Raw genomic sequence first — 24,500 nt, 5'->3', positions numbered from 1 at the left:
ATTGGGCGGAGAAGATGGGGATGAGTTGTGCGCAGCAAGCCTTTATAAAAGCTTCGGGCGCGGCGCGTGCGTAACCGGGCTATCGTTGCGTGCCCTGTGACACACAAACCCGTCAGCGGGGCTAAACGCCCGCAGCCGTTTTCAGGTGCCGCAGGATTGTTCCGAGAACCGCGTCCGTTGCTTCAGGTTGCAACGTGCCGTCGCTCGTCACCGGCAGGAAAGGTCTGGCCGGGATATCGGATCCGGGATGATTGACGGATGCCACGACGCGACCACCGAAGGCCAGTGCTTTCTTTGCACGCGGACGGATCACATGCGGCGCGGTCTTACCGCCGAGCTGATGGATTCTCGCGTACACCACATTGCTGCCAATCACCGCCGTGTGCGCATTGTGATCGGTGGTGACAGATGCCGCGAGTCGGCCGCTCTTCTGCAGCGTCACGCCGCCCTCCGACTTGGCCCGTTCGCTCGGCGTCCAACGCGGGCGCCCCTCGGACTCGAAATTCTCTTCCACGACGCTCTCAAGCGTCGCGGCGATCTTCCGCATGGCAGGCGTCATGTCCGACGCCGCCGATGCCAGGCGTTTGAGCCCGACCTGAAGCCGGGTGTCATCGACATCGATTCGGACAAATTCACTCATACGGCACCCGCCAGTTCCTTTTCGGCCAAGGTGGCCAGATCGCCAACATAGCGTTTGATGTCGGGCACCCACGCAGCCGCGCCAGGGTTGTAGCTCCAGCCGACGTCCGGCGAAATGACAATTTTGCGCTTACCGAACGGATCGTCAGGATGCGCAGTGGTGTAGGTCGTGACCTCGCGCATTTCGCCGGTCTTTTCTGAGAGCAGGCGCATTGCGGTTCCCAACCTGCCTTCGGACGAATCGACAGTGATTCCGCGCACTTCGATATCGTCGGCCGACAGGGCAACGACACGGCATCGGCATCCCCATCCGTTGGGCGGATAGAACGACGACCAAAACGAATCGTCATACCGAAATACCTTGCCATTCAATGCCCGGTGACTGGGACGCGTGCGGCTGTCGAGGATGGCGACGTACTTCCAGTAGGGCCGGTCGTCGACATTCTCAAGCTGGCGCTGGAATCGCCCGGCCATGTACGCCGTTTGCACGTTTGCACGAAAAATCGTTTGCAGCCGCCATGGGCTGCCGAGTTGAACCTGACTCATCTCGCCAGTGTGCTCGTCGACGTGCTCTTTGCGTCCCCACCAGCCCTTGGCCTGAAGCACTGGCGTGAGCTGCTGCCCGAACCATGCTGCCGTCTTACCTTCGGCCAGGACTTTCTCCAAGGCGTCGCGGATGTCCTGCAGGATGTCCAGGCGCGTGACTTTGGCAACGGTAAATGCCTGCGCCTGGGCCTCTTGCCATAGCTCTTGCCAGTCCCAAGTGATTGCAAAGCCTTTGCGCTGAAAGTAGGCAATTGCATCCTGCGGCGGCAGACTCATTGCGTGGGCGAGATTGACATCAGACATGCAGCATCCCCCAAACCTTTGCCGTGAAGATGACTCGCGCGAGGCGTTGCTGCAGACCGGCCGCATCCATTGTCGGGTACAGCTCAGCGAGCATACCCAGCAACTCATCCGGTTGCGCGCCTTTCGCAACCCGCTTTAAGAGCGGCGCGAGCATCGCCTGGGCATCTGCGCTCATTGCATCAGCGGAGAGCGAATCCAGTGCCAGATCGATGGCATCCTGATCGGGCGCGTCATCGGATTCCGCAAACGCTACCGATTGCGTCGTGGGCGAAGACGGTTCTACCAGATCTGCGTCCTGGAGGTCGTAGGCGCGCTTGAAGTAAGCCGGGGTGAGCTTTGCGCCGGCCCGAACCAGCTTCTCGTCGCGCTCTGCCAGCATTTGGTCGACCTCTTCTTGCTCCCACAAGGAAAACGCAGGCCGCGCACCATCGTTGAAATTCAACTCACACACCCAACGGATCAGGGTGTTCATGGCTTCTTCGACAATGGCTTTGTCACCGTCGCGAATGTCGCGCGTCACCTCAAGACCTGCCTGGGCCGAGGCACGGTTCGCGCTTGCCTCGGTGGTTTGATTCTGGCCCAGCAACGCGATCGACACTTCGGAGCGGCAAAAGTGCAGCAGGCGTTCGTAGACGTCGGCGTTGTTCGCGCCATTGGCCGCTTCCTTGATCTCCACGCTGGAATCATCAGGAATGACAGCGACAGCGTCCTGCACCATGTCCTCGAGGCGATCGAGCAACTGGTTAGTCTCATTATCGGACGCGCTGCGTGGATGTTTGCCGATCACCCAGGGAGCGCCGTACTTCTCGGTGAATTGCACCCAGAATTTCAGTCCACCCTTCTTGAACGTGGTCGGCCAGAAGCACATGGACAAATCCGCGAAGCCGTAGGGATTGTCGTAGCTCGGATCCTGACGGGGCACAAGGAACTTGCGCTGCGGCAATTCCTCGCCCTTGATCGGGCTTTGCTTGGTGCGCAAGCACAGTTGGTTCCCCTCGTCGTACACAAACCAGTCTGCAGGTTTGCCAACAACATCAACGGGCACTAGGTAGCTGCCGACCTTGCCCCACATCACCTCCATCGGCTGATACCCGTAGAGGACAGCATCCAGCATCTCGGTGATGATGCGAGACAGATCGAGATCGGCGAAGATGGACTCGATCGATCTGGCCACGCGACTCTTGGCCTTTGCTCGGTCAAGCCCCCACTCAAGTGCTTTCACGGCGGCTTTACGACGGCGAATGCTGCCACCAACGTGTGGATCGGCACGTAGTTCCCGATAGACTTTCAAGTCCTTGCCGAGGGCTTTGAGCACGGGATCCGGGTTCGGCAGGTACATGCCGAGCGCGTAGAAATCGATGCTACGTCCACGCGTTGCGATCTGATCGGACAGTGAGGTGCTCGGCTCGGCGAACTGGACAAACTCGGTGGGGCTGACCCACATGCCTTTGGCTTTCATCAATACCCCTGTGTGATTCTGGCGCCGGTGCGGCGTCGCCGCGATTTCACTGCTACCGGCCCGTGGTTGATCTCGCGACTGGCGAAGTAGGCGAGCGCGACTGCCACGGCTGCGTCGCCGTGACGCTTCCCCTTATCCTCACCGGTCGTGCGAGTCTCTGGAATGCGCGGCACCCCCTTGATGACCTGCACGGCTCGCAGATCCGCCAGGATGTCGGCGTCGCGCGGCAGACCATCGAGCGTGCCATCTTCCAGCGCCGCTTTAACCGGTGGCATATGCTCGCGATACCAGCCTTCTGAGAGCATCACCTGCTGGATCCGGCTCGCGCCGTAGCGTTGCATGGCAACCTCGGCCAGGTACTGGCCATTGCCGCGCGCATCGAACGCGCCGCCCGTGAAGCGAGGCAGGCGGTCGAGTAAGTAAAAGGCGATCTGCTCTTGCTGGCGAAACGGCACGTTGCGCAGCTCCACTATGAAGGGCACACGTCGTACCAGGTTCTGCGCCTGAATGAGCGGAACGTGCACGGTCAGGTCGCCCGTGCGCCCGAAGTCCTCGCCGTTGAATGAGATGGCATCGGGCGGCAGTGCTGCCAGTAGTGGGGCCATGTGCGCCTCTTGCCAGTCGCGGCATTCTGCGGCGCGGATGTGGTCCGGCAGCACTTCGAAGCCGGATCGGCACTTCCAGCGCAGCACGGGCGTATCCGCAGACATGCGCGATTCGATCAACGCCCGAGACAACCAGGCGCCGCCTGAGTTGGCGGGCACGCAGTCCAGTTCCTCCTGTGCGCCGTCGCCATAGAACGCGTAGACGTCAGCCATCCATGCCGCCTCATCCGACGCGGACCACTCTTTGCCCAGGCGCAGGCAGACGCGCCGGTACAGGCCATCGGCCACGGCATCCTGGAACGTGATGCGATGTACCGTGCCTTTACGCTTCTTCGCCCGAATATCTTCCACGAGCTCATTGAAGGCGTTATCAGTGCCGTTGTGCGTCGAGATAACGCGGACCCGACCGCCCCAGATCAACATGGCCAGCGCCGCTTTAAGCAACTCGCTCAGCTGGTCGTGGAAGGCAGCCTCGTCGATCACGATCGTGCCTTGGCGACCGCGCAGGTTGGACGGCCGGCTGGTCAGCGCCACAATCCGGAAACCTGACGCAGGAAAGCGGATCGTGAACGTCTTGATGTTCTTGTCCGCGTCGTCGTCTTCCCAGAAACCCTCTTCAATTTCGGACGCCGCGTGGTGAAACGCTCGAGCCCACATCGCACAGGCCTGGATGTACTCGATGGTCATGTCCTGGTTGTACGCGATGTAATACACGTTCTGACCACCGGCCGAGCGATTGGCCGCCGCCGTCAGAACGTTGTCGGCAGCTTCGCCCCAGGTGAGGCCCGTGCGGCGGCTCTTCTCGATCACCTTCAGCGGGGATTTGTCCGCGACCCAGCTTTGCTGATAGGCCATCAGCACCGGTGGCGCGTCGACGGTCGCCGTGTTGGGAAGGCGGGCGGGAATGGGGCTCATCCGGCGATCCCCAGAATCTCGCGGCGCAATGCATCAACGGACTCCGCCGACAGGCCGCCTTTCTTAGCAATCTTCTCAACGTTCGCGGCGGCGGCCTCGGCACGCGCCTGGATCTCAAGCCGGAATTTCTTCTGGTTCACGGACGCCCGCGCAAGCGTCGCAATGTTCTTCGCTGCACTGGACAACAGGCCGATCCGCTCAGCCGGATCTATATCGTCTTCTCCGGCCTCCTGCAGATTCACGATGCTCTCGAACAACTCCGTTTGCACCAGCGCGATGACGGCCTCGGAACGGGCGTCCTGATCGTCGGCCGCGCCCTCTGTGAGAAACCGCGCCGCTTCCGTACTGGCCTTGATGGCCGCAAAGCGCCGTTCGATCTTCTGGCCATGGCGATGAATCGCCGACTTGCTGATCTGGTAACCCTTCGTGCGCAGGATCTCTTCCAGCGCCTGATAGCCGCTGAAGTTGCTTTCTGCGAGGGCGCGCTCCAGCCAACGCCGCACGTCGTCCGGCAGGCCGTCGATGCTCGAGCGGCGCACCATTATTCGCTCCAGTACTTTTCCGGCCGTGCGATACCCGGCGCACAGTCGATCGTGTACTCAGCGATGTCTACGCCGTAACGCGTCAGGTCGGCGAACCACGCACCCGACGGCGACTTGTTCAAATCGACGAGGCGACGATCAGCGAGGTAGTCGAGCTCACGCCGGACTTCGAGCGCCGTCGTATCGGGGTAGATAGCGCGCATGACCTCCAGCAGAAACTGCTCGTTGCTGGTGTGCGGACGGGCCTTGTCTAGCGTACTGATGAGATTCCAGCGCATCGACTCACGCCGGATTTTGATGTGGTCAACCATGGTTTGCTCCCTTCATTTGAACGACCTCAAGCTTGTTATAGAGCGCGTCCAGCTTGGCCTCGATCACCGTTTGCCCACGGACGTAATCCTCACGCCGAACGTACTGCAGCGGCAGATCTGCCTGGAAGCGCAGAAAGTCACGCTCCAGGCGCGAAACGGTCTCGGCTTCCTTGCTGATCTGAGAGAGCAGCGTTCTGATCTGCTCCTCCTGTTTCAGGTCACGCTCGGCCTGCCGGCGTTCAATCTGCGAGAGCAGCATCTTGCCCGCCCCGAACATGAAGCCCAGGAACGCCCCGAGCAGCGAAAGCATCTGCCAAAACTCCACCTGTACGGTCATTCGCAGGTTCCCCCGTATTGTTGAAAAATCATCGACGCGTTGTGACCCAGTCGATCAGGTCAATGAACCGCCCCGCGCACACGCCATATAGGTCGTACATCGCCTTCAGCGCGAGGGCCACGTCATCGGCAGCATCACTTGCCGGAGCTGGTGGCAGCGGGCAGGCCGTCGAGTACTCCGCCGGAAGCGGCGGCTGCGGCGCGATCACGGGCGGCGTGGATGAGGTACATGCTGTCAGCATCAAAACGGCAACCAGAACGGCTACCGGCAGTCTTGGCGAGCACATCGCGTAGTTCCTTCGTGGATTTCTGGTCCTGGGCGTTACGCAACGCGAGTGCATTGCGCATGTCACGGCTGGCCGCCTGGCTGTCCTGGATCAGGTGCTGGCTTGCGTCTATCAGGCCCGACAGGTTCTGGATGGTTTTTTCGGCGGTCTGGGCTTGCTGTGCATTCGCTTCGAAGTGGCGTCCGAAGAAGAAGCCACCCACGGCCGCGCACAACATCACACACAGGGCGATCAACGCCACTCGCTCGCGCGTCATGTGCAACTCCCATGGCCCCAGCCAGCCCGGATATAAACCGGCTCAAGCAGTCGCAGAATCCGACGCGGGTACGCACGGTTCTCACGCCAATTGGCTTCGGACCGTCCGGCGTTGACGGTCTCGACGCTGCCAAACCATTGACCCGCGTCCTTGCCAGCCCGTTCGGTGGCAGTTTCATCGCGGATGACCCATCCCAGGCCGCCGTTATAGGCAGACAGCGTTTTGGCCATGCGCTCGCATGGCGTGCCGGCACTTACGCGCTGCCACAGATGATGGTCGTAGGTAACAAGCGCGCGCAGGCTCCAGCCCGGATTGAACGGTTGCCGATCGGCAAGAGCGGGATAAACCTGAGCGATCCACGTCGCAGTCGCCGGCATGAACTGCGCCATGCCCTGCGCGCCGACGTGCGACACGGCGTCGGGACGCCATCCACTTTCCTGATGCAACTGACCGGCGAACGTTGCAACGGGAGCGTCGATGCCCCAGATGGCGCGCGCCGCGCGCGTCAGGTCGGCGCGATACTGCCTTGCCGCGGCAGGAACCTGAGCGGTGGCCGGATGACTGAAAAACCCGCCCCAGTACAGCAGGCCAGCGAAGGCTGCCCACCGAAGGAGTGCGATCCAGAAATTGACGCTTCCTTGCAAGGACTCGCGGTGCTTGGCGGCGCATACGCCGAGCGAGAACAGCGCCACGGCAATCCAGACGATCTGCAGCGTGCTCATATCAGAGCCCCAGAGCGACGCCGATCACCACACCAGCGACGATGGCTGCACGACGCAGCATGGCGGCCGCGAATACGAGCTGATAACCATCGACAACCGGATAGTCAGCCTCGTTCGACGGTTCGTCGGTACCGTGGCGCCAGTCACGCCGCAAGTAGGCGTCCGGTCGCGCATAGGGAAAGAGACCGCGATCCAGCCAGTACGCGACGACTGCGGCCAAACTGATAAGGCTCAGCTTGTACAGCGCGACGGGCAGTTGCTGTGGAGAGACGAGCGCGATCGCGACAACGAGTAGCACGGCAGCGGCGAACCAGCCGAGCATACGGGGAAATCGTTTGGTGAAAGGCATTTGCCCCTCCTGAAATGAATATGCCGCCATGATCGGCGGCATTCCATGAGGGGTCTTTTAATCAGGTTTAGAGAGAGTCGCTAGCGGTGCTACGCCGGAGCATCCGTTCACGAGATAGTCAATGTTTGGAAAACATACATTGAACAGCGCCTAGTGATCAAAGCGCGCCAATAGCGAACATCAGACCTGTCGCCTCACTGGCACTGGCGGTATATGCCAGCCGCCCCACTTGCCGCTCAACTGGTTTGCCTGTCTTTATATTGTCCACCGCGACCTTCGTCATCTCGACAACCTCGGAGCTATTCTCCTTTGCCGAAATAGTGGGGTTGGCTGCTTGTGTCGCAGCCATGAGGACAGCAATGGTCTTCGCCGGATCGGTATTCGCGCCGCCACCTATCAACACCATCAGCTCTCTAAGCGACCCATCAGCTTTGTTGACTGTACCAATGAGGGCAACGCCAGGCCCCAAAGAACGCTTGAACACGTCATTTACATTTCCTGACTCTATGTCGAGCTCCGCCATCTTGTAATCGCTGCTCACCTTGCTCACGATGCGGTTAAATCCCTGCCTGAACTCTTCAGGCGACATTCCTAACGATTTGTCGGGTGTTTGAGGCACATCCTTCGAGGTGGTCACAGCAGAGGGAATTGCCTTGGCATCGGCCACCACATGCTCGGCACTGGCAATCGAGGTCGAATCGGGCGATTTTTCTGGCGCCAGTGCGCCAGCAATCACAAACGCAATGACAGATCCTGCCACGCCACCGACGAGAAAGTGAAGGCGCTTGGGTACTTCACCAGACTTCTTGTCTTTGAATAGAGAAGGTGCAATAACGCCGACGAGGGTTACCACAAGAAACAAGAAACTCAAGACCCCGAACAACCCTGCGAGAAATGACATGAGACGCCCCTTTTTTGTGATCTGGGTTGGAAATTTTTTCGTGCTACTTCGCTGTCAAAAATTGAATTGAAGTGAATCAACTCGCGGTCGGTGGATTTGCCCGATTTTACCGACCGGATATCTTAGCTTCGATCTTGAAGAATGGAATCAATGATCTCAATTCGGGTGCGGTAGTACACAACCATCTTGCCTTTGCGTTGCCTTATCGCCGTCAACCACAACATCGGCGCCAACATGGCACCTACCATCCACGCAACTAACCAAACCAGTCCGACCATCTGAAATAAGGTGCCGGTCAGCAGCATCCACACAGACCCCGCCATCCCTGCAAGTAGCCAAAGACTCGGGATATTCAAAACGATGTCCTTGCGCATCTGCCAAAGCTTTTTCTTACATCGTTTGAACTCTTGGTGAAGAGCGGGCGTCTCGCAATCCCATAACTTTTGAGATGCCATGTTAACTATGTCCCGGCCCGCAACCTGACCTACTTGGTTATGGAAATCTTGCCTGCCCATTGCTCCGTGTCCCCTAATGTTTGCTACGAGCTTTCGGATTATTTGAGGTTTGCTGCCACTCCGGGCGACGCCCGCTCCCCATTGCGACACACTGAATGTCAGGTGCCTGTGGATTATCGATAATGCTCCCGACGGAGTAGGGTTTGCCATCGAATGCGCAGCCGTTCAATGCCGATTGGGCCGTAAGTGCCTTTTCACGAAACGCGTATGTTCCGTATCCACCAGTTGCCGCAGCAGCAAAAGCGAGTAACGCCAAAATCCTGAGGCGACGCACACTGTGTCTCACATTAGCCAAGGCGCTAACAGCCGCCTTGTTCCGCTCGTTTATCTGTGAGACCTCGTCTGCGGCATCCATTAAACGCGAATACTTGTTCTCAGACGCCTCCAGGTCGCGAGTCTGGCTCTTGAAGCGCTTTTCCAGGCTGGTGTATGCCTGATGATATTGGACGAGCTGAGTTTTTATCTTGTCCCTCTCAGCGATGACAGAAGACAGTTGGTCTGCCAAAAGTCTAAGTTTGACTGTCAGGTCCGGATCGTTTCCGGCGGAGGCGGCCTGACGTTTGAGCTGAGCGTTTGATAGCAGCAGTTGGAGGATGGCCTCGGTCGGCTTGATCTGCTCAATGCTCATCTCCTCAATATTGTCGTTTCCTAGAATCCGGTGAATGGACGTCCAAGTTTGCTTCCCCGACTCCCCGTACTCGTCTTCGAGCTGTTTGACGTAGTTGTTTAAGGAACGACGCTCATCCTTTGTTAGCGGTCGCCCCTTCGAGTGGTGGTGATTAACGATGTCACGCCCCGCGACTTCCCCGACCTGGCCATGAAATTCTTGTGTCATTACTTACCTTTACGCACCTTGCCGTTATTCACGATGTCTCGACCAGCGATGTCCCCCGTCGGCGCTTGGTGAAACACCTGCATTGAACCTTCATACCTGGTCCCTTGCTGTGATTCGGATATCGGCGCTGGCTTTCTGCACAGTTGCACCACGGCCTTAGCGAGCTGCTGCGCGTCCAATTTTTTGTCCAGAGACAGCAGCGCGACCGCATCAAGTACAGCCTGATGGACTGCCGCCTCTCCAATCCCACCGCCGCGACGCTCCGCAGTCACGATGTATTGGATGTCTGCGCCTACCGACGCAAACGCACTAAGTTGCTGCGCCGTGGGAAACGTGTTGCCGGCCTCCCATTCTGCATAGGCACGCCTTGAAACGCTTGCCAAGCCCGCGAACCCCTCTTGGTTAAACCCCAAGCGCTTCCGCTCCTCCTTTAGTCGATTGCCAATCATGAAGAAAACACCCCAAAAAATTACTTGACTTGTGAAGCTAACTTCACAATAATTGATTCACACCGTCCAACAACGAACGGCAACTTAATCGGCACTCTGCAAAGTGCCGGCCGCCTCTCGCTAGGAGCCAGCCATGAAACTACGTACTGCTGATGAAGCCCGCGCCGAGCTTCAGTCCAAAGGCATCTCGATCACCCAATGGGCCATCGCCAACCGCTTTTCCCCGAATCTGGTGTTCGAGGTCTTGGGCGGCCGCAAAAAATGCGTCCGGGGTCAAGCCCACGAGATCGCTATCAAACTTGGGCTCAAGGCCGGTGAAATCTGCGCAGACCCCGCGAAGGCCCTCGCATCTGTCCATCGTCGCGCTGCGTGAGGCCGCTATGCACGATTGCCTCGGCTTTCCCATTAGTGCTCGTCTGATAGGCGAGAAGCACGTGCCTCGTCCAGTTGCTCGCACAGCCATGCCAACGTCGGCCGTGCTTCAGAGTTCACCGTGTGATTCTGTGGCCAGCGCCGCGTGCGCAAAAACGCCTGAAGACGCGACGTATCAAAGCCCTCCTGTGTTTCCAGGGCCGCAACAAGAGTGAGCCAGGCGGAGGCGAGTGCGTTGACTTGACCTTCGAGTTGTTCAATGCGTCGACTTTCGCCCATGAGCCTTTTCCTCTTCGGATTATCTGCTGTCAATCCTACATCCTGCAAATGGCTTTCGACAGTTGCAAAAGCCGCCATTGTTTGGAAGTGGTGTTTTTGAAGGGACTCCAATGAGCCGCCGCAATTGGAAACACATCCAGCCGACCTCGCTACGCCAGGCGCTGGAACTGTGCAAAGACCACGCAAAGGAGCGTCGCAACCTTTCGGTGGAGCGCATCGCTGAGCGCATGGGGCTTGCTGATCACTGGGCACTCTACAAGTGGTTTCAGAACGGGCGTATGCCGCTGAACCTTGTCCGGCCGTTCGAGAATGCTTGCGGCATCGACTTCGTGACTCGCTGGCAGACCGCCAGCGCTGGAAAGTTGCTCATCGACATTCCCGTCGGCCGCACCGCTGACGCGGCGGACATCCAAGCGCTCCAAGAGACGCTCAACACGGCGGTTGGCCACCTCCTGCAGTTTTACAACGGAAAGTCAGACGCCAACGACACGCTTGCCGTCATTCAGAAGGCTATGGAGGGTCTTGCCTGGCACCGGGGGAATGTCGAGAAGCACGCGCAGCCTGAATTGGACCTTTGCAGAGACTTACGATGAAAGAGACTCCGAAAACAGCACAGTCCGCCGGCAAGGTGCTCGAGGTTCTGAATGTGCTCCTGGGGCACTTTTCTCACGGGTTGACGCCCACGGAACTGTCGAAGGCAACCGGTCTGGAGCCTAGCGCAATCACGCGCTACGTGGCGACGCTCGAGGAGAAAGGCTTTGCCGAACGCATCCCAGAGACCGGCCGCATTCGCCCCTCATCGCGCCTCGCCCAGCACGCAGTAAGCATTCTGCGCTCGCTCGATTCTGCCCGACAGCGAATCGATGAAATGACCAACCGTCTGACCACTCAAATCTAAGGAGAGCTCGATGGCTCGAAAGCCGCTACAGACTGAAAACACCGCCGTGGTGGTAACCGACGCCGATACCCCGGCGCTGCCTGCGATGCGTGAGGCTGCCAACCAACTCGCCGTCATGCACGAAGAGCGTCAGGCCACTGTGCGCGCCGTCGCAACTCAACTCGGCTACCAGTTGCCCGCGGACTGCACCGATCCCGACCTTATCCAGCGTGACATCGCGGCCAACATGCGCCGCAGTGTGGAAGCCTGCTTGGAAGTCGGGCGTGGTCTGCGGGTGCTCAAGGAGGCGTGCGAACACGGTCAATTTACCGCTCGCCTAGACGCTCTCGGCATAGAAGATCGCGTCGCACGCCGGTTCATCCAGTCGGCGGTCAAGTTTACGAACCGGGCGACGTCGCCCGTTTTGAAGGCGGTCGGGGGGCAGTCCAAGTTGTTTGAGATGCTTGTATTGGACGACGAGCAAATCGAGGAGCTGGAACTGACCGGCCAGACCGGCGAGCTAAAGCTCGACGACATCGCCACCATGAGCGTCAAGGAGCTACGTGCCACCCTGCGCGAAACACGCGAGAACGCTGAGGCACAGTCCCGCCTGCTTGCCGACAAGAACGCCAAGATCGACGAGTTGGCCGCCAAGATCACGACAAAGAGGCCTCGCGTGCAGACGCCGCCGCCTGATGTCGAGGGCCAGGAAATTCGCAAGGAGGCGAGCCAGTTCGCCTTTGAAGCTGAATCGGTAGTTCGCGGCAAGCTGCGCGCGGCCTTTCAGTCACTCGCCGAACACGCCGAGAAGCACGACATGGTCCACGACGATTTCATGGCGGGCCTGTTGTGCCAGGTCGAGGTGTCGGTCAAACAATTGCGCGGCGAATTCGGTGTCAAGGACACCCCGGACGGAGAAGAAATCCCGGCCTGGCTGCGCAGCGACGAAACCACCGAGGCATAACACATGAACGCCGTCCTGACCGAACGATTGGTGGCCGTAGCTCACGCTGCTCGAAAGGCCGGGCATGGCGCCAAAGGGGCGATTTACGATGCAGCGTGCCGCGAACTGCGGATGTCACGCGCCACGCTGCTCAAGAAGCTCAAGGAGGTATCGGTCGTGTCGCAACGCAAGCGCCGCTCCGACGCTGGGCAAAGTGCGTTGGCGAGAGATGAGGCGATGATGATCTCTGCCGTTCTGATGGAATCGACGCGAAAGAATGGCAAGCGGCTCTACTCGGTCGCCGATGCTGTCGAAACGCTGCGCGCCAATCAGATGATTCGAGCCGAGTATCTCGACGATGCGACCGGCGAGTTGCGCCCCCTGTCGGAGAGCACAATCCACCGCACACTGCGTATGTACGGAGTGCATCCGGACCAGTTGCTCGCGCCGGCCCCCGTCACCGAGTTGGCCAGCCTGCATCCGAATCACGTCTGGCAGATCGACGCGAGCCTGTGCGTGCTGTATTACCTGAAGCCCTCCGCTGATGCTCGGGCGAATGGTCTGCGCGTCATGGACCACGCCGAGTTCTATAAGAACAAGCCGAAGAACATCGCTCGCATTGCTGCCGACCGGGTGTGGAGCTACGAGATCACGGATCACACCAGCGACTGGCTCTACACGGAGTATGTGATGGGCGCTGAATCGGGGGAAAACCTTTGTTCGGTGCTGATCAACGCCATGCAAGAGCGTGATGGGGCTGACTTGCTCCACGGCGTGCCGCGCATTTTGATGCTGGACGCCGGCTCAGCCAACACGGCATCCATGACCCGAAACCTGTGTCGATCGCTGGGCATCGAGATGATCGTCCACAAAGTCGGCAACGCACGCGCCACCGGTCAGGTGGAGAACGCACGCAACATCATCGAGCGCAAGTTCGAGCCGGGCCTCAAGTTCCAGCCAGTCAACAGTCTGGACGAACTGAACACCTTGGCAAGGAAGTGGCGGATGCACTTCAATGCGACGGCTGTCCATCGGCGCCACAAACAGACACGCAGCCAGGCGTGGATGGCGATACGTGCCGACCAGCTGATTAAGGCTCCTATCGTTGACGTATGCCGCGAATTGGCCGTGGCGACACCTGAGAGCCGGAAGGTTACGCCGAAGTTGCGAGTGCCGTTCCAGGGCCGCGAATATGACGTCTCGACGGTGCCCGGCGTGATGGTCGGCGAGAAGGTGATGGTCACCCGTAACCCCTGGCGCGATGACGCTGCGCAAGTGGTGCTTATCGGCGAGGACGGTCACGAGGTGTTCCACGTCATCAACGAGGTGAAGAAGACGGAATTCGGCTTCAGCGACGATTCCGCCGTCATTGGCGTGAGCTATCGGCGTCACGCTGAGACACCGGCCCAGAGTGCCCTCAAAGACATTGAACAACTGGTCACCGGCACAGAAAGTCCAGCTGCAGCAGAGGCTGCACGCAAGGCGAAGTCCCTGCCGTTCGGCGGACAACTCGATCCGTACAAGCACATTGACAACACCACGCTGCCGACGTACCTGCCGCGTCGTGGTACCGCTCACGACCTTGTTGCGCCGACGATTGAGTTGCCACCGCTTTCTCACGTGGACGCTGCCAAGCAGATCAAGCCGAGAGTCGAATTCGCAGGTGGGAAGTGGACTGCCGAACGCTTCCAGTGGTTGCAGCAACGCTATCCGGCAGGTGTTCCGCAAGAGCAGCTCGACGCTATCGTCGCCGAGCTTTCCGGCCCCAGAGCGGGCCATCAGAAACCGCTGCAGCTGCTGCGTGCAGCGGCTGGAGGTGAATGATGCTGAAGCTGAAGAACTTGCTGGCCCAAGCCAGCTGCAAACAGGCCGACTTGGCGAAATCTCTGAATGTCTCGCAAGCCACGGTTGCGCAAATCGTCAATCACGGCGAATGGCCCAAGAGCCTCGACGAGCTTGATCTCAAGGAGCGCATTCTGGATTTTCTCGAAGGGAAAGGCGTTGCGCCGAACTTACTCGAGAGTGCCTTTGAAGAGGTTGATCAGACCGACGTGCGCGAACGTGTCCACGCGTTCCTCGCCGATATCGGGGTCGATCCATCCGAGCTGCCCAAGGTTCTTGAAGCACAGGTGAGCGAGCCGCGCGCCAACGCGGCCCGCTCGGTCACCAAGTCGAAATCCGCTATCGAGTCCAACCCGGAGGAATCTATGTTACTGCGCAAGCAAACTCTTTATCCAGCGGCACGTAAGCATTTCAGCCTGTTCCGCGACCCGTTCCAGGACGATATCCAGGCCGCAGACGACATGTACGTCAGCCCCGACATCCGCTATGTGCGCGAGGCAATGTTCCAGACGGCTAAACACGGAGGCTTGCTCGCCGTCGTGGCGGAAAGCGGTGCTGGCAAGACCACGCTGATGCGCGACCTTGAGGATCGCATCGTCCGTGAGAATCAGCCCATCTTGCTGATCAAACCATATGTGCTTGCGATGGAAGACAACGATCAAAAGGGGAAAACCCTCAAGTCGACGCACATCGCGGAAGCATTGATGGCGGCTGTCGCTCCGCTTGAGAAGCCGAAATCCAGCCCTGAGGCGCGCTTTGCGCAGTTGCATAAGGCGCTGCGCGAAAGCCATACCGCCGGTTACCGGCACTGCTTGGTGATCGACGAAGCTCACGCGCTACCTGTCCCAACGATCAAGCACCTGAAGCGCTTCTTCGAGTTGGAGATGGGCTTTAAGAAGTTGCTCTCGATCATCCTGATTGGCCAGCCGGAACTGAAGGCCAAGCTTTCCGAGCGTAATCAGGATGTGCGTGAAGTAGTCCAGCGTTGCGAAATGATCGAGCTGGCTCCGCTCGACGGCACCCGCCTGGAGGAGTACCTCAAGTTCAAATTCGATCGCCTGGGCAAGCAGATCGGTGAGGTTATCGACCCGAGCGGAGTCGACGCGCTGCGAGCCAAGCTGACGATGACGAGCACCCGGCGCGATCGTCCTGAGACGGTGTCTCTGTTGTACCCGCTTGCCATCGGCAATCTGCTGACGGCCTGCATGAACTTCGCTGCCGAAATCGGCTCGCCGACCGTGACTGCAGACGTCGTGAAGGGGGTGTGAGATGGGAGCCTCGCTGACTGTCGTTCCGACGACGTTACCGCAAGTCAAAGAGAGCGTCTGCCGGGTGTTCAACCCCGGCTTGACCGATCGATTGGGAGTCGCCAACTGTGCAGCACGTGCCCTGCGTGACATGGGTTATCGGGTCATCGATCAGGTGCTCTATCCGGAGCGTGGCGATAAACCGGAGCTTCGCATTGTCCGTGATCGACAAACGTCGATTAGCCCTCTGCTGGACGCTGCCGGCGAGCGTCGGTGGCGTAACGAAGGCGGTGTGAGACGTGGCTATGCCGTGTTCCATGGCGTGACCGTCAGTTGGGAGGACGCATGAGCAAACCAACCGTCACCATGTGCCCGACGCTGGCAAATCCCGACGTCATTGACAGCGTGCCCGAGCTTCGCGCAGAGCTGCATCGAGCCAACGGCAATCTCTTGCAACTGGCGGATGAAACGCATGAGTTGCGGCACGTCCTGCAGGGCGTATCCCAAAGCCTTGCGCGTGTCGTTTTCCTTCACATGCGTGGGCACCACGACGCCGTGGCGAAGGAGCTTGACGTGATTGTCACCAATCACGTCAAGGTGACGCCTAAGCAGCAGGGAGGGATCCACTGATGCGCACCCGCTGCCCGAGCTGCGGCACGACGCTTTCGCTCGATGCCCTGGTAGCACACGAAGCCGCGCGTGAAGCGCTTGCGGCCGCGTTCAGGCTGTCCGGCCAAATTGGTTCAGCGTTGGTGCGGTATGTCGCATTGTTCCGTCCGGAATCGCGCGAGCTGACGATGGATCGCGTTGCTCGCCTCATCGGTGATCTTCTTCCGGACGTGCAAGCGCAGCGCATCACCCGTAACGGCCAGTTATATGACGCGCCACTGGAAGCGTGGGTGTGGGCGGTAGAACAGGCGCTCGCCGCTCGTGATGCCGGCCGACTGACGCTGCCGCTGAAGAGCCATGGTTGGCTCTATGAAGTCATCAGCAACTGGCGTCCCCAAGCCGGTGCGGTGGTCGTAGCCGGTGAACCGCGTGTCACGCCGTCGAAGGGCCAATCCAAAACACTGTCGGCAATCGCCGCCTTGGAGGAGCGCGCCCGTGGTTGAGAAGTGGCTCGAGCGGGAAGTCTCACGCGGCCTGCAGGGGTTAGTTGCCCTTCGACTGCCTGGTGCTCCCGCCGAGGACAGCGTGACTCTCACGCTGGATATCTGGCTCGCCGCGATCGAGGATCTGGCGTCCTCCTGGAGTGAACAAGCTGACGAGCACCGGGTACGACGGGCGTTTCGCACGCTGTACCGCATCTGTGATCGCTGGCCGGCGCCAAAGTTGTTTCTTGACAACCTCGGCAATCGGGATCCGCCGCGCGCGCTTCCAGCGCCGGACCTGACCAAAGAGGAGCGGCAACGCAACAGCGCAAGGATCCGAGAGGCCGTGGCTCTGTTGGCACGAAGTAAGTCAGCCGAGCAAACCGAGCTGCAGAGGCAACAAAACATCGCCAAGGTTCGCGTGTTTCACGAACGCCTGGCCAGCAGTAACTCAACGCAATCAGAAAGCAAGGAGCAATAGATGAGCGACACGATTCCGGCCGGGTACTGGCGCGACGGGGAAGGACGGCTGATTCCCGAAAACATGGTCAAGCCGATCGACAAAGCACGCGACGCATTGGTCCGCGAACTGGTCGGGCACGCTAAGTCCGCATCGACGGTCCTGGCGGACTTCAAAGCGAAAGCATTCGGTGACATTGGCGCGTTCGTAGAGATGTCGGGCGAACAGTATGGCGTGAAGCTCGGCGGGGTGAAAGGGAACGTCACGCTGCTGTCGTTCGACGGCCATTTCAAGATCGTTCGCCAGATCCAGGAGCACCTCGTATTCGACGAACGCCTGCAGGCCGCAAAGCAGTTGATCGATGAGTGCATTCGGACCTGGACGCAAGGCAGCCGCGACGAAATCAAGGCACTCATCAATGACGCGTTCCAGGTCAACAAGGAAGGAAAGATCAATACGGGCCGCGTTCTCGGACTGAAGCGCCTGAATATCAGCGACGAGAAGTGGCAGCGCGCTATGCAGGCGATTGCAGACAGCGTGCAGGTGGCCGGGAGCAAGCCCTATGTCCGTATTTACGAGCGGATCGGTGACACCGATCAGTATCAGCCGATCAGTCTTGACGTCGCGGCGGTGTGACATGAGCAAGACCACAGGAACCGTGATCGTAAAGCGTAGTCGCAACGGCACCACGATTCGAGCGACGGGCAGTGCAGCGAATGTGCTCTTTGAAGCGATGGTTCAACAAGTCGCCGGTGCAACGACGTCGCTCGGGGGCGCAGAGCGAAAGCCGTCGCAATCGAAAGGATTTACCACCAACCAGCAGTCCAGACGAAAGGAAAAGCAATGAACAAGCAAGAACTCATCAAGCAGTTGGCGAACAACGCAGATGTGACCAACAAGCAAGCGGAAGCGGTACTCAACGCGCTCAGCGCCACGGTGCTGAACCACATTGGCGTCGGAAAGCAGTTGATGATCCCCGACTTGGGCAAGTTCACCTTGGCGGAACGAGCAGCGAAGATCGGCCGTAACCCGAAGACCGGCGAAGCGATTCAGATCGCCGCAAAGCGGGTGCCGAAATTCACGCCGGCCAAGGCGCTCAAGGATGCTGCGGCAGGTTAAACCGTTGCCTCAAGCTGCTCACCCTCGCGGGCAGCTTCGGGAAACGATTGACGGAGACCACAATGACGAGCGATCACAGCAAAATTCTGGACAAGATCAAGAAGTGCCTTGCTCTCTCGGCCAGCTGTAATGAGCACGAGGCCGAAGCGGCACTACGCCAGGCACGCAAGCTGATGGAGGCGCATGGCCTGACCGAAACACACCTCCAGGCGACCGGTGCCGACGAGCGGCGCGCCAAAGCCGGGGTAAGGAGCCGCCCCTCGCGGTGGGAGACCATGCTGGCGCAGAACATCGGCGACGCTTTCAATTGTGTGGTCATCTTCTCCGGAAGTGGTTGGGCCGTGTCCGGAGAATGGTGTTTCATCGGGTGTCAAGCCGCGCCCGAAGTCGCCGGGTATGCGTTCGCGGTGCTGAGCAGCCAGGCAAAGCGGGCGCGTGCAAACCATATTCGCGAACGTCTTGGTCGCTGCAAGGGGGCCACCAAAACTCGACGTGCAGATCTGTTCAGTGAGGGATGGGTACGTGTGGTCGCCGGCGCCATCGCTGCATTTTCATGCACAGCCGAACAGAGCGCCGCTATCGGTGCCTATTTGGAAGTCCATTATCCGACGCTCAAGAATCTGCAACCACGCGATCGCAACGGTGGCCGACGCCTTCGGGATCATGAGTATGGCGATTATGTTGCCGGCCGCTTGTCGGGCCAGGACGCCAAACTCCACCGAGGCATCAGCGCGGGCGCTCAACCTCTGGCACTGGAGTCCGCGCAATGAGTCGGCCAGGCGAACGCCAGCGCCTGATCCGGCTGATTCACGTCGCCAAGCATGATTTGTCGATGGATGACGACACCTATCGTGACATCCTGCTGCGCGTTGGAAAGCGGTCCTCCAGCGCCGAACTTGCCATTCCAGAACTGGAGCGCGTGTTGGAGCACCTGAAACGTTGCGGGTTTAAGGTGCGTTCCAAAGCGAAGCCGTCCCGAGCGATGGCTCAGGATCGGCAGAGCAAAAAGATCCGCGCGCTGTGGTTGTTCCTGCACAAACTGCAGGCAGTCCGAAATCCGACCGAGGAAGCGCTGGCCGCCTACGTCAAGCGCATCACCGGTGTGGACGCCTTGCAGTGGATTGACGGAGAACAGGCCGAGCGTCTGATCGAGTCCATGAAGCGTTGGGCAATGCGGTTTCTGCCGCAAGCCGTCAAAGACATGGTTCCGCAGGTTGGCGAAATCACTGACGTGGAGCGGGCGCAGTTGAATACCGCGCTCAGCCATGCATTCGCATCGGGAACGTTCGACCCGATGCAGGCTGCCTGGGAGCGGCTGAACGACATTTTGACGCAAGGGAGATAGACATGGCTGATGGTGCATTCCACGATAGCCGTCTTAAAGGCGATTTCAAAAGCAAGGGGCCGGAGCTGCTGATTGACCTCGCAGATCAGTGCACACAAGCGCTGAAGGAGTGTGGTGGCCTGACCGATGAGTTGGCGGTTCAGGTCGCGCGTGAAATTGCCGACCGCATGGCGGCTCATTGGGGTGGTCAGAACATCTATTTCCCGATGGGCCTGTCCTACAAGCTTTCGCAGCGAGATCGCCAGATCTATGACGATTTCAATGGCGCAAACCACAGCGAGCTTGCTCGCAAGTATGGTGTCTCCCTGCAGTGGATCTACAAGATCGTGAAAACGGTCCGCCAGGAGGAGATGGCCCGGCGTCAGGGGGATATGTTCGCTGAGTAAAAAACGGGCCAATCGTGGCCCGTTTGTATTTTCGCCCGTTGCAAGTCATTTTCTGTGGGGCCGTCCGGGTTCTTCCCATATCATCCCGGTTAGTCCCATTTATCTTTCGTCCCCTGGTCAAATATCTCAACGTCTCTCAATTTCCGTCGACTGGTACGTGATGTTCTGCCAACCGCGAACGGTCTTGATCCAAACCGACACGAACCTCGCCTGATAATCAAACCACGTTGCCCCGTGATGCCCGCTCGCACACCAGCGCCCGACGACGATGATCGTCTCGCCGTATTGGGTCGAGCGAAGCTGATCGACTTGCGCGGTATCCCAATGCCGTGTGCCGGTGCGATACGACGCCAGCACATCGGCTTTCGTCTCCATAACACCTCCCGGTTGGATGATGACGTAATCGGGATGCAGCAGCGACTCGATAACGTCGAGTCCGGCTGTCAAGTCGAGATGTGCGCGTGCCAGCGCGTGTTCGGCGAGTTCAACGGCCGCAATATCTTCGTGGCTTTCCGTCTTCGACATGAGTTACCAGGTCCAGCGCAGCCCCAGCGTCGCAGAGACGCTTTGCTGCCGCGTGTTATCGAGTTGTGTCAGGTAGGCGAGTGTGCCGTATACGCTCGCCGATTTGTTGAAACGGCCGGCCACACCGATGCCGAATTGCGCCGAGGTGCTGTTGGCATTGGTCACGATCGGGGTGGTGCCGCCGAAGACGACTCGCCCGTCGCTGCCGAAGGTATGCAAGAGATTGAACAGCAGGTAAGGGCGAAGCAGCCCGCGCGCGCCGTCGTAATTGGCCTCAAGCCGTGCGCCGATACGCGCCAGCCACGCGTTCGTGTTGTCGAATGCCACGCTCGAGATGCTGTCGTTGAAATTGTCGATCGACTGATGTTGCCAGATGATCTGCGCCTGGGGCTCGAGGGCGAGTGTCGAGGTCAACGGGATCGGCCAGCCAGCTTCGAGCGACGCGGCAAGCGCCTTGCCGTTCACGTCGCGATTCAATCCGCTGATCGGACGTGTCTGATATTGCAGCGCTGATGCGAGCACGACGGCGTCCGTATACGCGCCACCGGGCATCACGTGCGTCCAGTACAACCCCGCGCTGTACATGTCGAGCGACAGAGAGCCCGCCGCAGTGTCGTTCGTGCCGAGCGCAAACCCTTGCACGTCGCCTGTTGCCCGCGTCCAGCCACCGAGCACGCCGACGTGATCGCTGTGTCCGCTGTCAGCCCGGCTCGCGAAGATATCGTGGCCGATCTGTACGCCCCCGATGTTGCCGTCGAATTGCGGCGTCACGTCGCCTTTGGCGCGCAGTTGCTCCGTTTGTCCCCACGCGCGCACCCAGCCATCGGTCAGCCATCCGCGCTCGTCGAGCAGGCCTTGCTGACCCTGTCGTTCGTGGAACGTCGCCATTTGCGCGAAACCGGCTGTGCGTGCGAGATCCGGCATGGCCGAATAAACGGGCACTTCAACACGATAGATCGGTGCGGGCGTGTCTCCGGCCGGGAGTGCGGCGGGGGCGCCCGGACTGGCTGCCACCGGCGCGAGGACTTCGGTGACCTGAGCCCCGGTGACCGGATCGGTCGTCGTGACGAGGGTGGTCACAGGCACGGTGGTGCGCAGATACCAACTATTTGCGCTGTCTGCCGTCGTGCCGCCCTTGTAAAGCATGTACGTGTAAGCCCCCGCGGAGACCGGTGCGCCAAGCGCGAACGCCGATGCCGACGAGGTCGCGCCGCCCACCGCACTCACCATCGGAATACCGTTGCCTGTCGTGAGCCCGCCGCCCCCGCCCAGGTTATTCACATTGATCGACGTGTTGCCGCCGATGACGCCGCCGCTCACCGTGAGCGGGGCGACGCGCGAACTATCGTCGCCCAATACCGTGTCGATCGCGAGCGTGCCGCTCTGGCCCGTATAGTTGCCCACGAGGGTGAGCGTGCCATTACCGCTGCCGTCGCCGGGGTGTACGGTGCCTGCATTGGTGACGTTGCCGGTAAGGGTGCCCGTGCCGGTCAGCGTGGCGCCCGATGCGATCGTGGTGGCCGCGCCGCCTAACGTGCTCGTCAGGTTGAACGTGCCGCTCTGGAGTTGAGCGGTGTTGAAGTTGCCGCTGCCGCTCCAGGTCCAGTTGCTGCCTTGCGCGAGCAAGGTTCCGAAATTGACGAATGCGTTACTCGCGGTGCCGGTGCCTTGCAGAATCAACGTACTGACTGCGCTCGTGCCGCCGTCTGCCGTACCGATGATTTGCGAGCCGGTTTGCAGCGTCAGTGTGTTCGATTTGGCCGCCGGGTTCATGTAGATGGCCGTGCCGGCATTGCTTTGCACCAGCCCGGCGTTGGTGATCGAGATCGTGCCGTTCACCGTGCGAATGCCGTAACCTTGCTGGCTGATGATCTGGCCACCGGCCTGATTCACGATCGAAGAGGTGAATCCCAGTGCGGTGTTCGACACGACGGCGTCGCTGTTGATGCCTTGGGCTTCGATGCGGCCGCTGTTGGTGAGTTGATTGTTGTTGCCTTGCATGAACACCGTGAACGAGCGATTCGACGCCGTGCCGCCAGTGGTGAGCAACGTGCCGGAGTTGGTCACGGTGCTTTGCCCGCCCACGACGCTCATGGCACGGCTGCCGCTGCCGTTGGCGGTAACCGTGCCGGTGTTGATGACGGTGCTGTACAGACCGAGGCCCGAGGCTTGCCCCCAGGCCACGGTCATGCCATCCGAATTTGGGCCAGAGACGGTGATGCTGCCGTTGTTCGTAAGTGTTCCGTGATTGCCATTGATGGCCATACCGTCGTCTTGCGCACCGTTGGCTGTGATGACGCCGGTCGACGTGTTGACCAGCGTGTTGTAATCGTGGGCACCCAGCATGGCCGCGCCGCGCCCGGCGCTGGTCGTGCCAACGATGCTGACGGTGCCGGCGTTGGTTATCGTGCTCGACGAATCGACGGTAATGGTGGCAACGTTTGGTGTGGTGCGCGTCGATGAGATCGTGCTGCCTTGCGTGACATTGACGCTCACGTTGGTGCTGCCTGCTTGGGCGGCGACGACACCGTCCGTCCCGGTGCAGGTCACCGTGGTGCCGCTGGCGGGGGTGACGTTGTCGCAGGCGGCTCGGGCACTGCCGGCCACACACAGTGATATCGCCAATATCACGGGTCTGAGCGGGCGTTGGCAATGCGAACCGGCGAGCGCGCCGGTTGCGTGGAATGGCTTTCTCATGGCTGTACTCCTGCGGGTAATAGTTTTAATTCAGTGAGTACATCCGGGCGCCTTCAAATTAGCTTGTAAATCAAATAATTACAAATCCTTGTGATCTTAAAAATACGACTGTTACGATCGTCTGATATTAAGAAATTAATGCTATCGATTGAATGATTCTTGTTTGGTAAGTTTTTGTTTTGTAATTGATTTTTTAGTTTTGTTTTTTTAAAAATAAGGAGTTCGATATTTATGCCATCTTCCGTGCGTAATTCGTTGCTCTGGATATTCGATGCTTTCGAGCGCGACGAAACGTTCATTCACAAGCGGATGTTCGGCAGCGACGCCGCTTATGTGGGAGGTTTGCTCTGTCTGATTGCCGCCGATCGCGATTCGCCGTGGGACGGCTTGCTGGTCTGCACCTCGCAGGACCATCATGCGTCGCTGATGGCAGAGATTCCCGCGTTGCAACCTCATCCGGTGTTGGGCAAATGGTTGTACGTGCCGCAGTCGGACCCGGCATTTGAAGCCGTCGCGCACACGATGACGGCGCTGGTACAGGCGGGCGACGCTCGCATCGGCGTCGAGCCCAAACCGCGCAAACGCCGTTCGGCTAGAAAGAAGACGTAACGTCAGGCACGCCCCGGCGCGCTCAAGTCTTTTCTTTCGGACGACGCATCCGCCATTCACTCCCACTCGTATGTCTGAGTGCTTCCAACTTGCGAAGCGCCATGAATCGGGTGAAAGAATGAAAACACGTCAAATGTCCGGATTTTCCGGAGTTGTGCTCGCGATCGCCGTGGTCATGGGCGGGCAGGCCGCCATGGTGTCTGTGGCGTCTGCGGCGATGGATGGCGAGAAGACGGTTATGGTCGGCGGGGCGGCAATGTACCCCTCGAAGAACATCATCCAGAACGCCGTCAATTCGAAAGATCACACGACGTTAGTTGCCGCAGTCAAGGCGGGCGGGCTGGTCGACACGCTCTCCGGCCCCGGCCCCTTTACGGTCTTTGCACCGACCAACGAAGCCTTCGCGGCACTGCCCGCCGGCACCGTCGACACGCTGCTCAAGCCTGAAAACAAACCGACGCTCGACAAAGTCCTCACGTATCACGTCGTGGCCGGCCGTCTTACTGCACAAGATCTGATGAAAGCCGTGAGCGACGGCGGTGGCCGCGCGACGCTCAAGACGGTGGAAGGCGATTCGCTCACCGTCATGCAACAAGGCAATCACCTGACCGTGACCGATGACAAAGGCGGTGTCGCCAATGTCACCATCGGCAACGTCATGCAATCGAACGGCGTCATTCACGTGGTCGACAAGGTGTTGATGCCCTAATGTAGACGCGCTAATGCGGACGCACGTGA

Annotated in this window: 36 protein-coding genes; 18 read left to right on the top strand and 18 right to left on the bottom strand. The window is 59.5% G+C overall.

Features of this window, described 5'->3' with window-relative positions; genetic code table 11:
• Positions 1–121 precede the first annotated feature (121 nt).
• The 15 genes from AT302_RS13465 to AT302_RS13400 form a co-directional block, all read right to left on the bottom strand.
• Entirely contained in the window at positions 122–640 is a 519-nt protein-coding gene (locus tag AT302_RS13465) for a phage virion morphogenesis protein (protein ID WP_058377593.1), read from the bottom strand.
• Positions 637–1,488 (bottom strand): phage head morphogenesis protein, encoded by an 852-nt coding sequence (locus AT302_RS13460; protein WP_058378871.1) that lies wholly within the window; start codon positions 1,486–1,488, stop codon positions 637–639. The genes AT302_RS13465 and AT302_RS13460 overlap by 4 nt, the downstream gene beginning before the upstream one ends.
• Complete coding sequence (locus tag AT302_RS13455) at positions 1,481–2,947, bottom strand: DUF935 domain-containing protein (RefSeq protein WP_058378870.1); 1,467 nt, start codon at positions 2,945–2,947, stop codon at positions 1,481–1,483. The genes AT302_RS13460 and AT302_RS13455 overlap by 8 nt, the downstream gene beginning before the upstream one ends.
• A complete protein-coding gene (locus AT302_RS13450) occupies positions 2,947–4,467 on the bottom strand; it encodes a hypothetical protein (protein WP_058378869.1) in 1,521 nt (506 codons plus the stop codon). Before AT302_RS13450 ends, AT302_RS13455 begins: the two co-directional genes overlap by 1 nt.
• A complete protein-coding gene (locus AT302_RS13445; RefSeq protein ID WP_058378868.1) occupies positions 4,464–5,009 on the bottom strand; it encodes a DUF3486 family protein in 546 nt (181 codons plus the stop codon). The genes AT302_RS13450 and AT302_RS13445 overlap by 4 nt, the downstream gene beginning before the upstream one ends.
• Positions 5,009–5,320, bottom strand: coding sequence for a hypothetical protein (locus AT302_RS13440; RefSeq protein ID WP_058378867.1), 312 nt, complete (start codon positions 5,318–5,320; stop codon positions 5,009–5,011). The genes AT302_RS13445 and AT302_RS13440 overlap by 1 nt, the downstream gene beginning before the upstream one ends.
• Complete coding sequence (locus AT302_RS13435; protein WP_058377595.1) at positions 5,313–5,657, bottom strand: hypothetical protein; 345 nt, start codon at positions 5,655–5,657, stop codon at positions 5,313–5,315. The genes AT302_RS13440 and AT302_RS13435 overlap by 8 nt, the downstream gene beginning before the upstream one ends.
• A 28-nt stretch (positions 5,658–5,685) precedes the next feature.
• Positions 5,686–5,865, bottom strand: a complete 180-nt coding sequence (locus AT302_RS28475) for a hypothetical protein (RefSeq protein WP_456088861.1) — start codon at positions 5,863–5,865, stop codon at positions 5,686–5,688.
• Positions 5,792–6,199, bottom strand: a complete 408-nt coding sequence (locus tag AT302_RS27970; protein WP_218918960.1) for a hypothetical protein — start codon at positions 6,197–6,199, stop codon at positions 5,792–5,794. The genes AT302_RS28475 and AT302_RS27970 overlap by 74 nt, the downstream gene beginning before the upstream one ends.
• Positions 6,196–6,921: a transglycosylase SLT domain-containing protein gene (locus tag AT302_RS13425; protein ID WP_058377596.1), complete on the bottom strand. Its 726-nt coding sequence runs from the start codon at positions 6,919–6,921 to the stop codon at positions 6,196–6,198. Before AT302_RS13425 ends, AT302_RS27970 begins: the two co-directional genes overlap by 4 nt.
• A 1-nt stretch (position 6,922) precedes the next feature.
• Positions 6,923–7,270, bottom strand: coding sequence for a putative holin (locus AT302_RS13420; protein ID WP_058377597.1), 348 nt, complete (start codon positions 7,268–7,270; stop codon positions 6,923–6,925).
• Positions 7,271–7,427: 157 nt separating this feature from the next.
• On the bottom strand, positions 7,428–8,171 hold the full coding sequence (locus tag AT302_RS13415; protein WP_058377598.1) for a hypothetical protein: 744 nt from the start codon (positions 8,169–8,171) through the stop codon (positions 7,428–7,430).
• A 122-nt stretch (positions 8,172–8,293) separates the two neighbouring features.
• The gene (locus AT302_RS13410) at positions 8,294–8,626 is read right to left on the bottom strand and encodes a hypothetical protein (protein ID WP_157125693.1); all 333 of its coding nucleotides are present in this window, start codon (positions 8,624–8,626) and stop codon (positions 8,294–8,296) included.
• Between the two features lie 73 nt (positions 8,627–8,699).
• Positions 8,700–9,521 carry a hypothetical protein gene (locus tag AT302_RS13405; RefSeq protein WP_058377600.1) on the bottom strand — a complete coding sequence of 274 codons (822 nt, stop codon included), beginning with the start codon at positions 9,519–9,521 and terminating at the stop codon, positions 8,700–8,702.
• Entirely contained in the window at positions 9,521–9,970 is a 450-nt protein-coding gene (locus AT302_RS13400) for a helix-turn-helix transcriptional regulator (protein WP_058377601.1), read from the bottom strand. The genes AT302_RS13405 and AT302_RS13400 overlap by 1 nt, the downstream gene beginning before the upstream one ends.
• Positions 9,971–10,103: 133 nt before the next feature.
• Here AT302_RS13400 and AT302_RS27295 point away from each other — a divergent pair, with 133 nt between their 5' ends.
• The gene (locus AT302_RS27295; RefSeq protein WP_058377602.1) at positions 10,104–10,343 is read left to right on the top strand and encodes a DNA-binding protein; all 240 of its coding nucleotides are present in this window, start codon (positions 10,104–10,106) and stop codon (positions 10,341–10,343) included.
• A gap of 32 nt (positions 10,344–10,375) precedes the next feature.
• Here the strand turns inward: AT302_RS27295 and AT302_RS13390 are convergent, their stop codons facing one another.
• Complete coding sequence (locus tag AT302_RS13390) at positions 10,376–10,732, bottom strand: hypothetical protein (protein ID WP_157125694.1); 357 nt, start codon at positions 10,730–10,732, stop codon at positions 10,376–10,378.
• Here AT302_RS13390 and AT302_RS13385 point away from each other — a divergent pair.
• The 15 genes from AT302_RS13385 (at position 10,732) to AT302_RS13315 (ending at position 19,931) form a co-directional block, all read left to right on the top strand.
• Complete coding sequence (locus tag AT302_RS13385; protein ID WP_058377604.1) at positions 10,732–11,214, top strand: hypothetical protein; 483 nt, start codon at positions 10,732–10,734, stop codon at positions 11,212–11,214. The genes AT302_RS13390 and AT302_RS13385 overlap by 1 nt on opposite strands.
• Positions 11,211–11,519, top strand: a complete 309-nt coding sequence (locus tag AT302_RS13380; RefSeq protein WP_058377605.1) for a helix-turn-helix domain-containing protein — start codon at positions 11,211–11,213, stop codon at positions 11,517–11,519. The genes AT302_RS13385 and AT302_RS13380 overlap by 4 nt, the downstream gene beginning before the upstream one ends.
• A gap of 10 nt (positions 11,520–11,529) precedes the next feature.
• Positions 11,530–12,462 carry a hypothetical protein gene (locus AT302_RS13375; protein ID WP_058377606.1) on the top strand — a complete coding sequence of 311 codons (933 nt, stop codon included), beginning with the start codon at positions 11,530–11,532 and terminating at the stop codon, positions 12,460–12,462.
• Positions 12,463–12,465: 3 nt separating this feature from the next.
• The gene (locus AT302_RS13370) at positions 12,466–14,265 is read left to right on the top strand and encodes a DDE-type integrase/transposase/recombinase (protein ID WP_058377607.1); all 1,800 of its coding nucleotides are present in this window, start codon (positions 12,466–12,468) and stop codon (positions 14,263–14,265) included.
• Positions 14,262–15,551, top strand: coding sequence for an ExeA family protein (locus AT302_RS13365; RefSeq protein ID WP_084656037.1), 1,290 nt, complete (start codon positions 14,262–14,264; stop codon positions 15,549–15,551). The genes AT302_RS13370 and AT302_RS13365 overlap by 4 nt, the downstream gene beginning before the upstream one ends.
• 1 nt (position 15,552) lies before the next feature.
• The gene (locus AT302_RS27615; RefSeq protein WP_157125695.1) at positions 15,553–15,879 is read left to right on the top strand and encodes a hypothetical protein; all 327 of its coding nucleotides are present in this window, start codon (positions 15,553–15,555) and stop codon (positions 15,877–15,879) included.
• The gene (locus tag AT302_RS13355; RefSeq protein ID WP_058377610.1) at positions 15,876–16,160 is read left to right on the top strand and encodes a hypothetical protein; all 285 of its coding nucleotides are present in this window, start codon (positions 15,876–15,878) and stop codon (positions 16,158–16,160) included. The genes AT302_RS27615 and AT302_RS13355 overlap by 4 nt, the downstream gene beginning before the upstream one ends.
• Entirely contained in the window at positions 16,160–16,642 is a 483-nt protein-coding gene (locus tag AT302_RS13350) for a hypothetical protein (RefSeq protein WP_058377611.1), read from the top strand. The genes AT302_RS13355 and AT302_RS13350 overlap by 1 nt, the downstream gene beginning before the upstream one ends.
• Positions 16,635–17,102 carry a hypothetical protein gene (locus AT302_RS13345; RefSeq protein WP_058377612.1) on the top strand — a complete coding sequence of 156 codons (468 nt, stop codon included), beginning with the start codon at positions 16,635–16,637 and terminating at the stop codon, positions 17,100–17,102. Before AT302_RS13350 ends, AT302_RS13345 begins: the two co-directional genes overlap by 8 nt.
• Positions 17,103–17,717, top strand: a complete 615-nt coding sequence (locus AT302_RS13340) for a DUF3164 family protein (RefSeq protein ID WP_058377613.1) — start codon at positions 17,103–17,105, stop codon at positions 17,715–17,717. It abuts the gene before it with no gap.
• Between the two features lies 1 nt (position 17,718).
• Positions 17,719–17,928 carry a hypothetical protein gene (locus tag AT302_RS13335; protein ID WP_058377614.1) on the top strand — a complete coding sequence of 70 codons (210 nt, stop codon included), beginning with the start codon at positions 17,719–17,721 and terminating at the stop codon, positions 17,926–17,928.
• A complete protein-coding gene (locus AT302_RS13330) occupies positions 17,925–18,200 on the top strand; it encodes an HU family DNA-binding protein (protein WP_058377615.1) in 276 nt (91 codons plus the stop codon). The genes AT302_RS13335 and AT302_RS13330 overlap by 4 nt, the downstream gene beginning before the upstream one ends.
• Before the next feature lie 62 nt (positions 18,201–18,262).
• Positions 18,263–18,970, top strand: coding sequence for a DUF2786 domain-containing protein (locus tag AT302_RS13325; protein ID WP_058377616.1), 708 nt, complete (start codon positions 18,263–18,265; stop codon positions 18,968–18,970).
• Positions 18,967–19,545: a gp16 family protein gene (locus tag AT302_RS13320; protein WP_064675042.1), complete on the top strand. Its 579-nt coding sequence runs from the start codon at positions 18,967–18,969 to the stop codon at positions 19,543–19,545. The genes AT302_RS13325 and AT302_RS13320 overlap by 4 nt, the downstream gene beginning before the upstream one ends.
• Positions 19,546–19,547: 2 nt before the next feature.
• Entirely contained in the window at positions 19,548–19,931 is a 384-nt protein-coding gene (locus tag AT302_RS13315) for a Mor transcription activator family protein (RefSeq protein ID WP_058377617.1), read from the top strand.
• A gap of 126 nt (positions 19,932–20,057) precedes the next feature.
• On the opposite strand, the gene AT302_RS13310 is transcribed toward AT302_RS13315, so the two are convergent.
• Positions 20,058–20,456, bottom strand: coding sequence for a nuclear transport factor 2 family protein (locus AT302_RS13310; RefSeq protein WP_058378865.1), 399 nt, complete (start codon positions 20,454–20,456; stop codon positions 20,058–20,060).
• A 3-nt stretch (positions 20,457–20,459) separates the two neighbouring features.
• Positions 20,460–23,153, bottom strand: coding sequence for an autotransporter family protein (locus tag AT302_RS13305; RefSeq protein ID WP_084656223.1), 2,694 nt, complete (start codon positions 23,151–23,153; stop codon positions 20,460–20,462).
• A 231-nt stretch (positions 23,154–23,384) separates the two neighbouring features.
• On the opposite strand from AT302_RS13305, the gene AT302_RS13295 reads away from it, so the two are divergent.
• On the top strand, positions 23,385–23,762 hold the full coding sequence (locus AT302_RS13295; RefSeq protein WP_058378862.1) for a hypothetical protein: 378 nt from the start codon (positions 23,385–23,387) through the stop codon (positions 23,760–23,762).
• A gap of 133 nt (positions 23,763–23,895) precedes the next feature.
• The gene (locus tag AT302_RS13290; RefSeq protein ID WP_407668849.1) at positions 23,896–24,471 is read left to right on the top strand and encodes a fasciclin domain-containing protein; all 576 of its coding nucleotides are present in this window, start codon (positions 23,896–23,898) and stop codon (positions 24,469–24,471) included.
• Positions 24,472–24,500: the final 29 nt, after the last annotated feature.

The sequence above is a fragment of the Pandoraea norimbergensis genome (genome assembly GCF_001465545.3).
In the GTDB taxonomy this organism is placed as follows: Bacteria; Pseudomonadota; Gammaproteobacteria; order Burkholderiales; family Burkholderiaceae; genus Pandoraea; species Pandoraea norimbergensis.
This window is presented reverse-complemented; position numbering and strand designations above follow the sequence as displayed.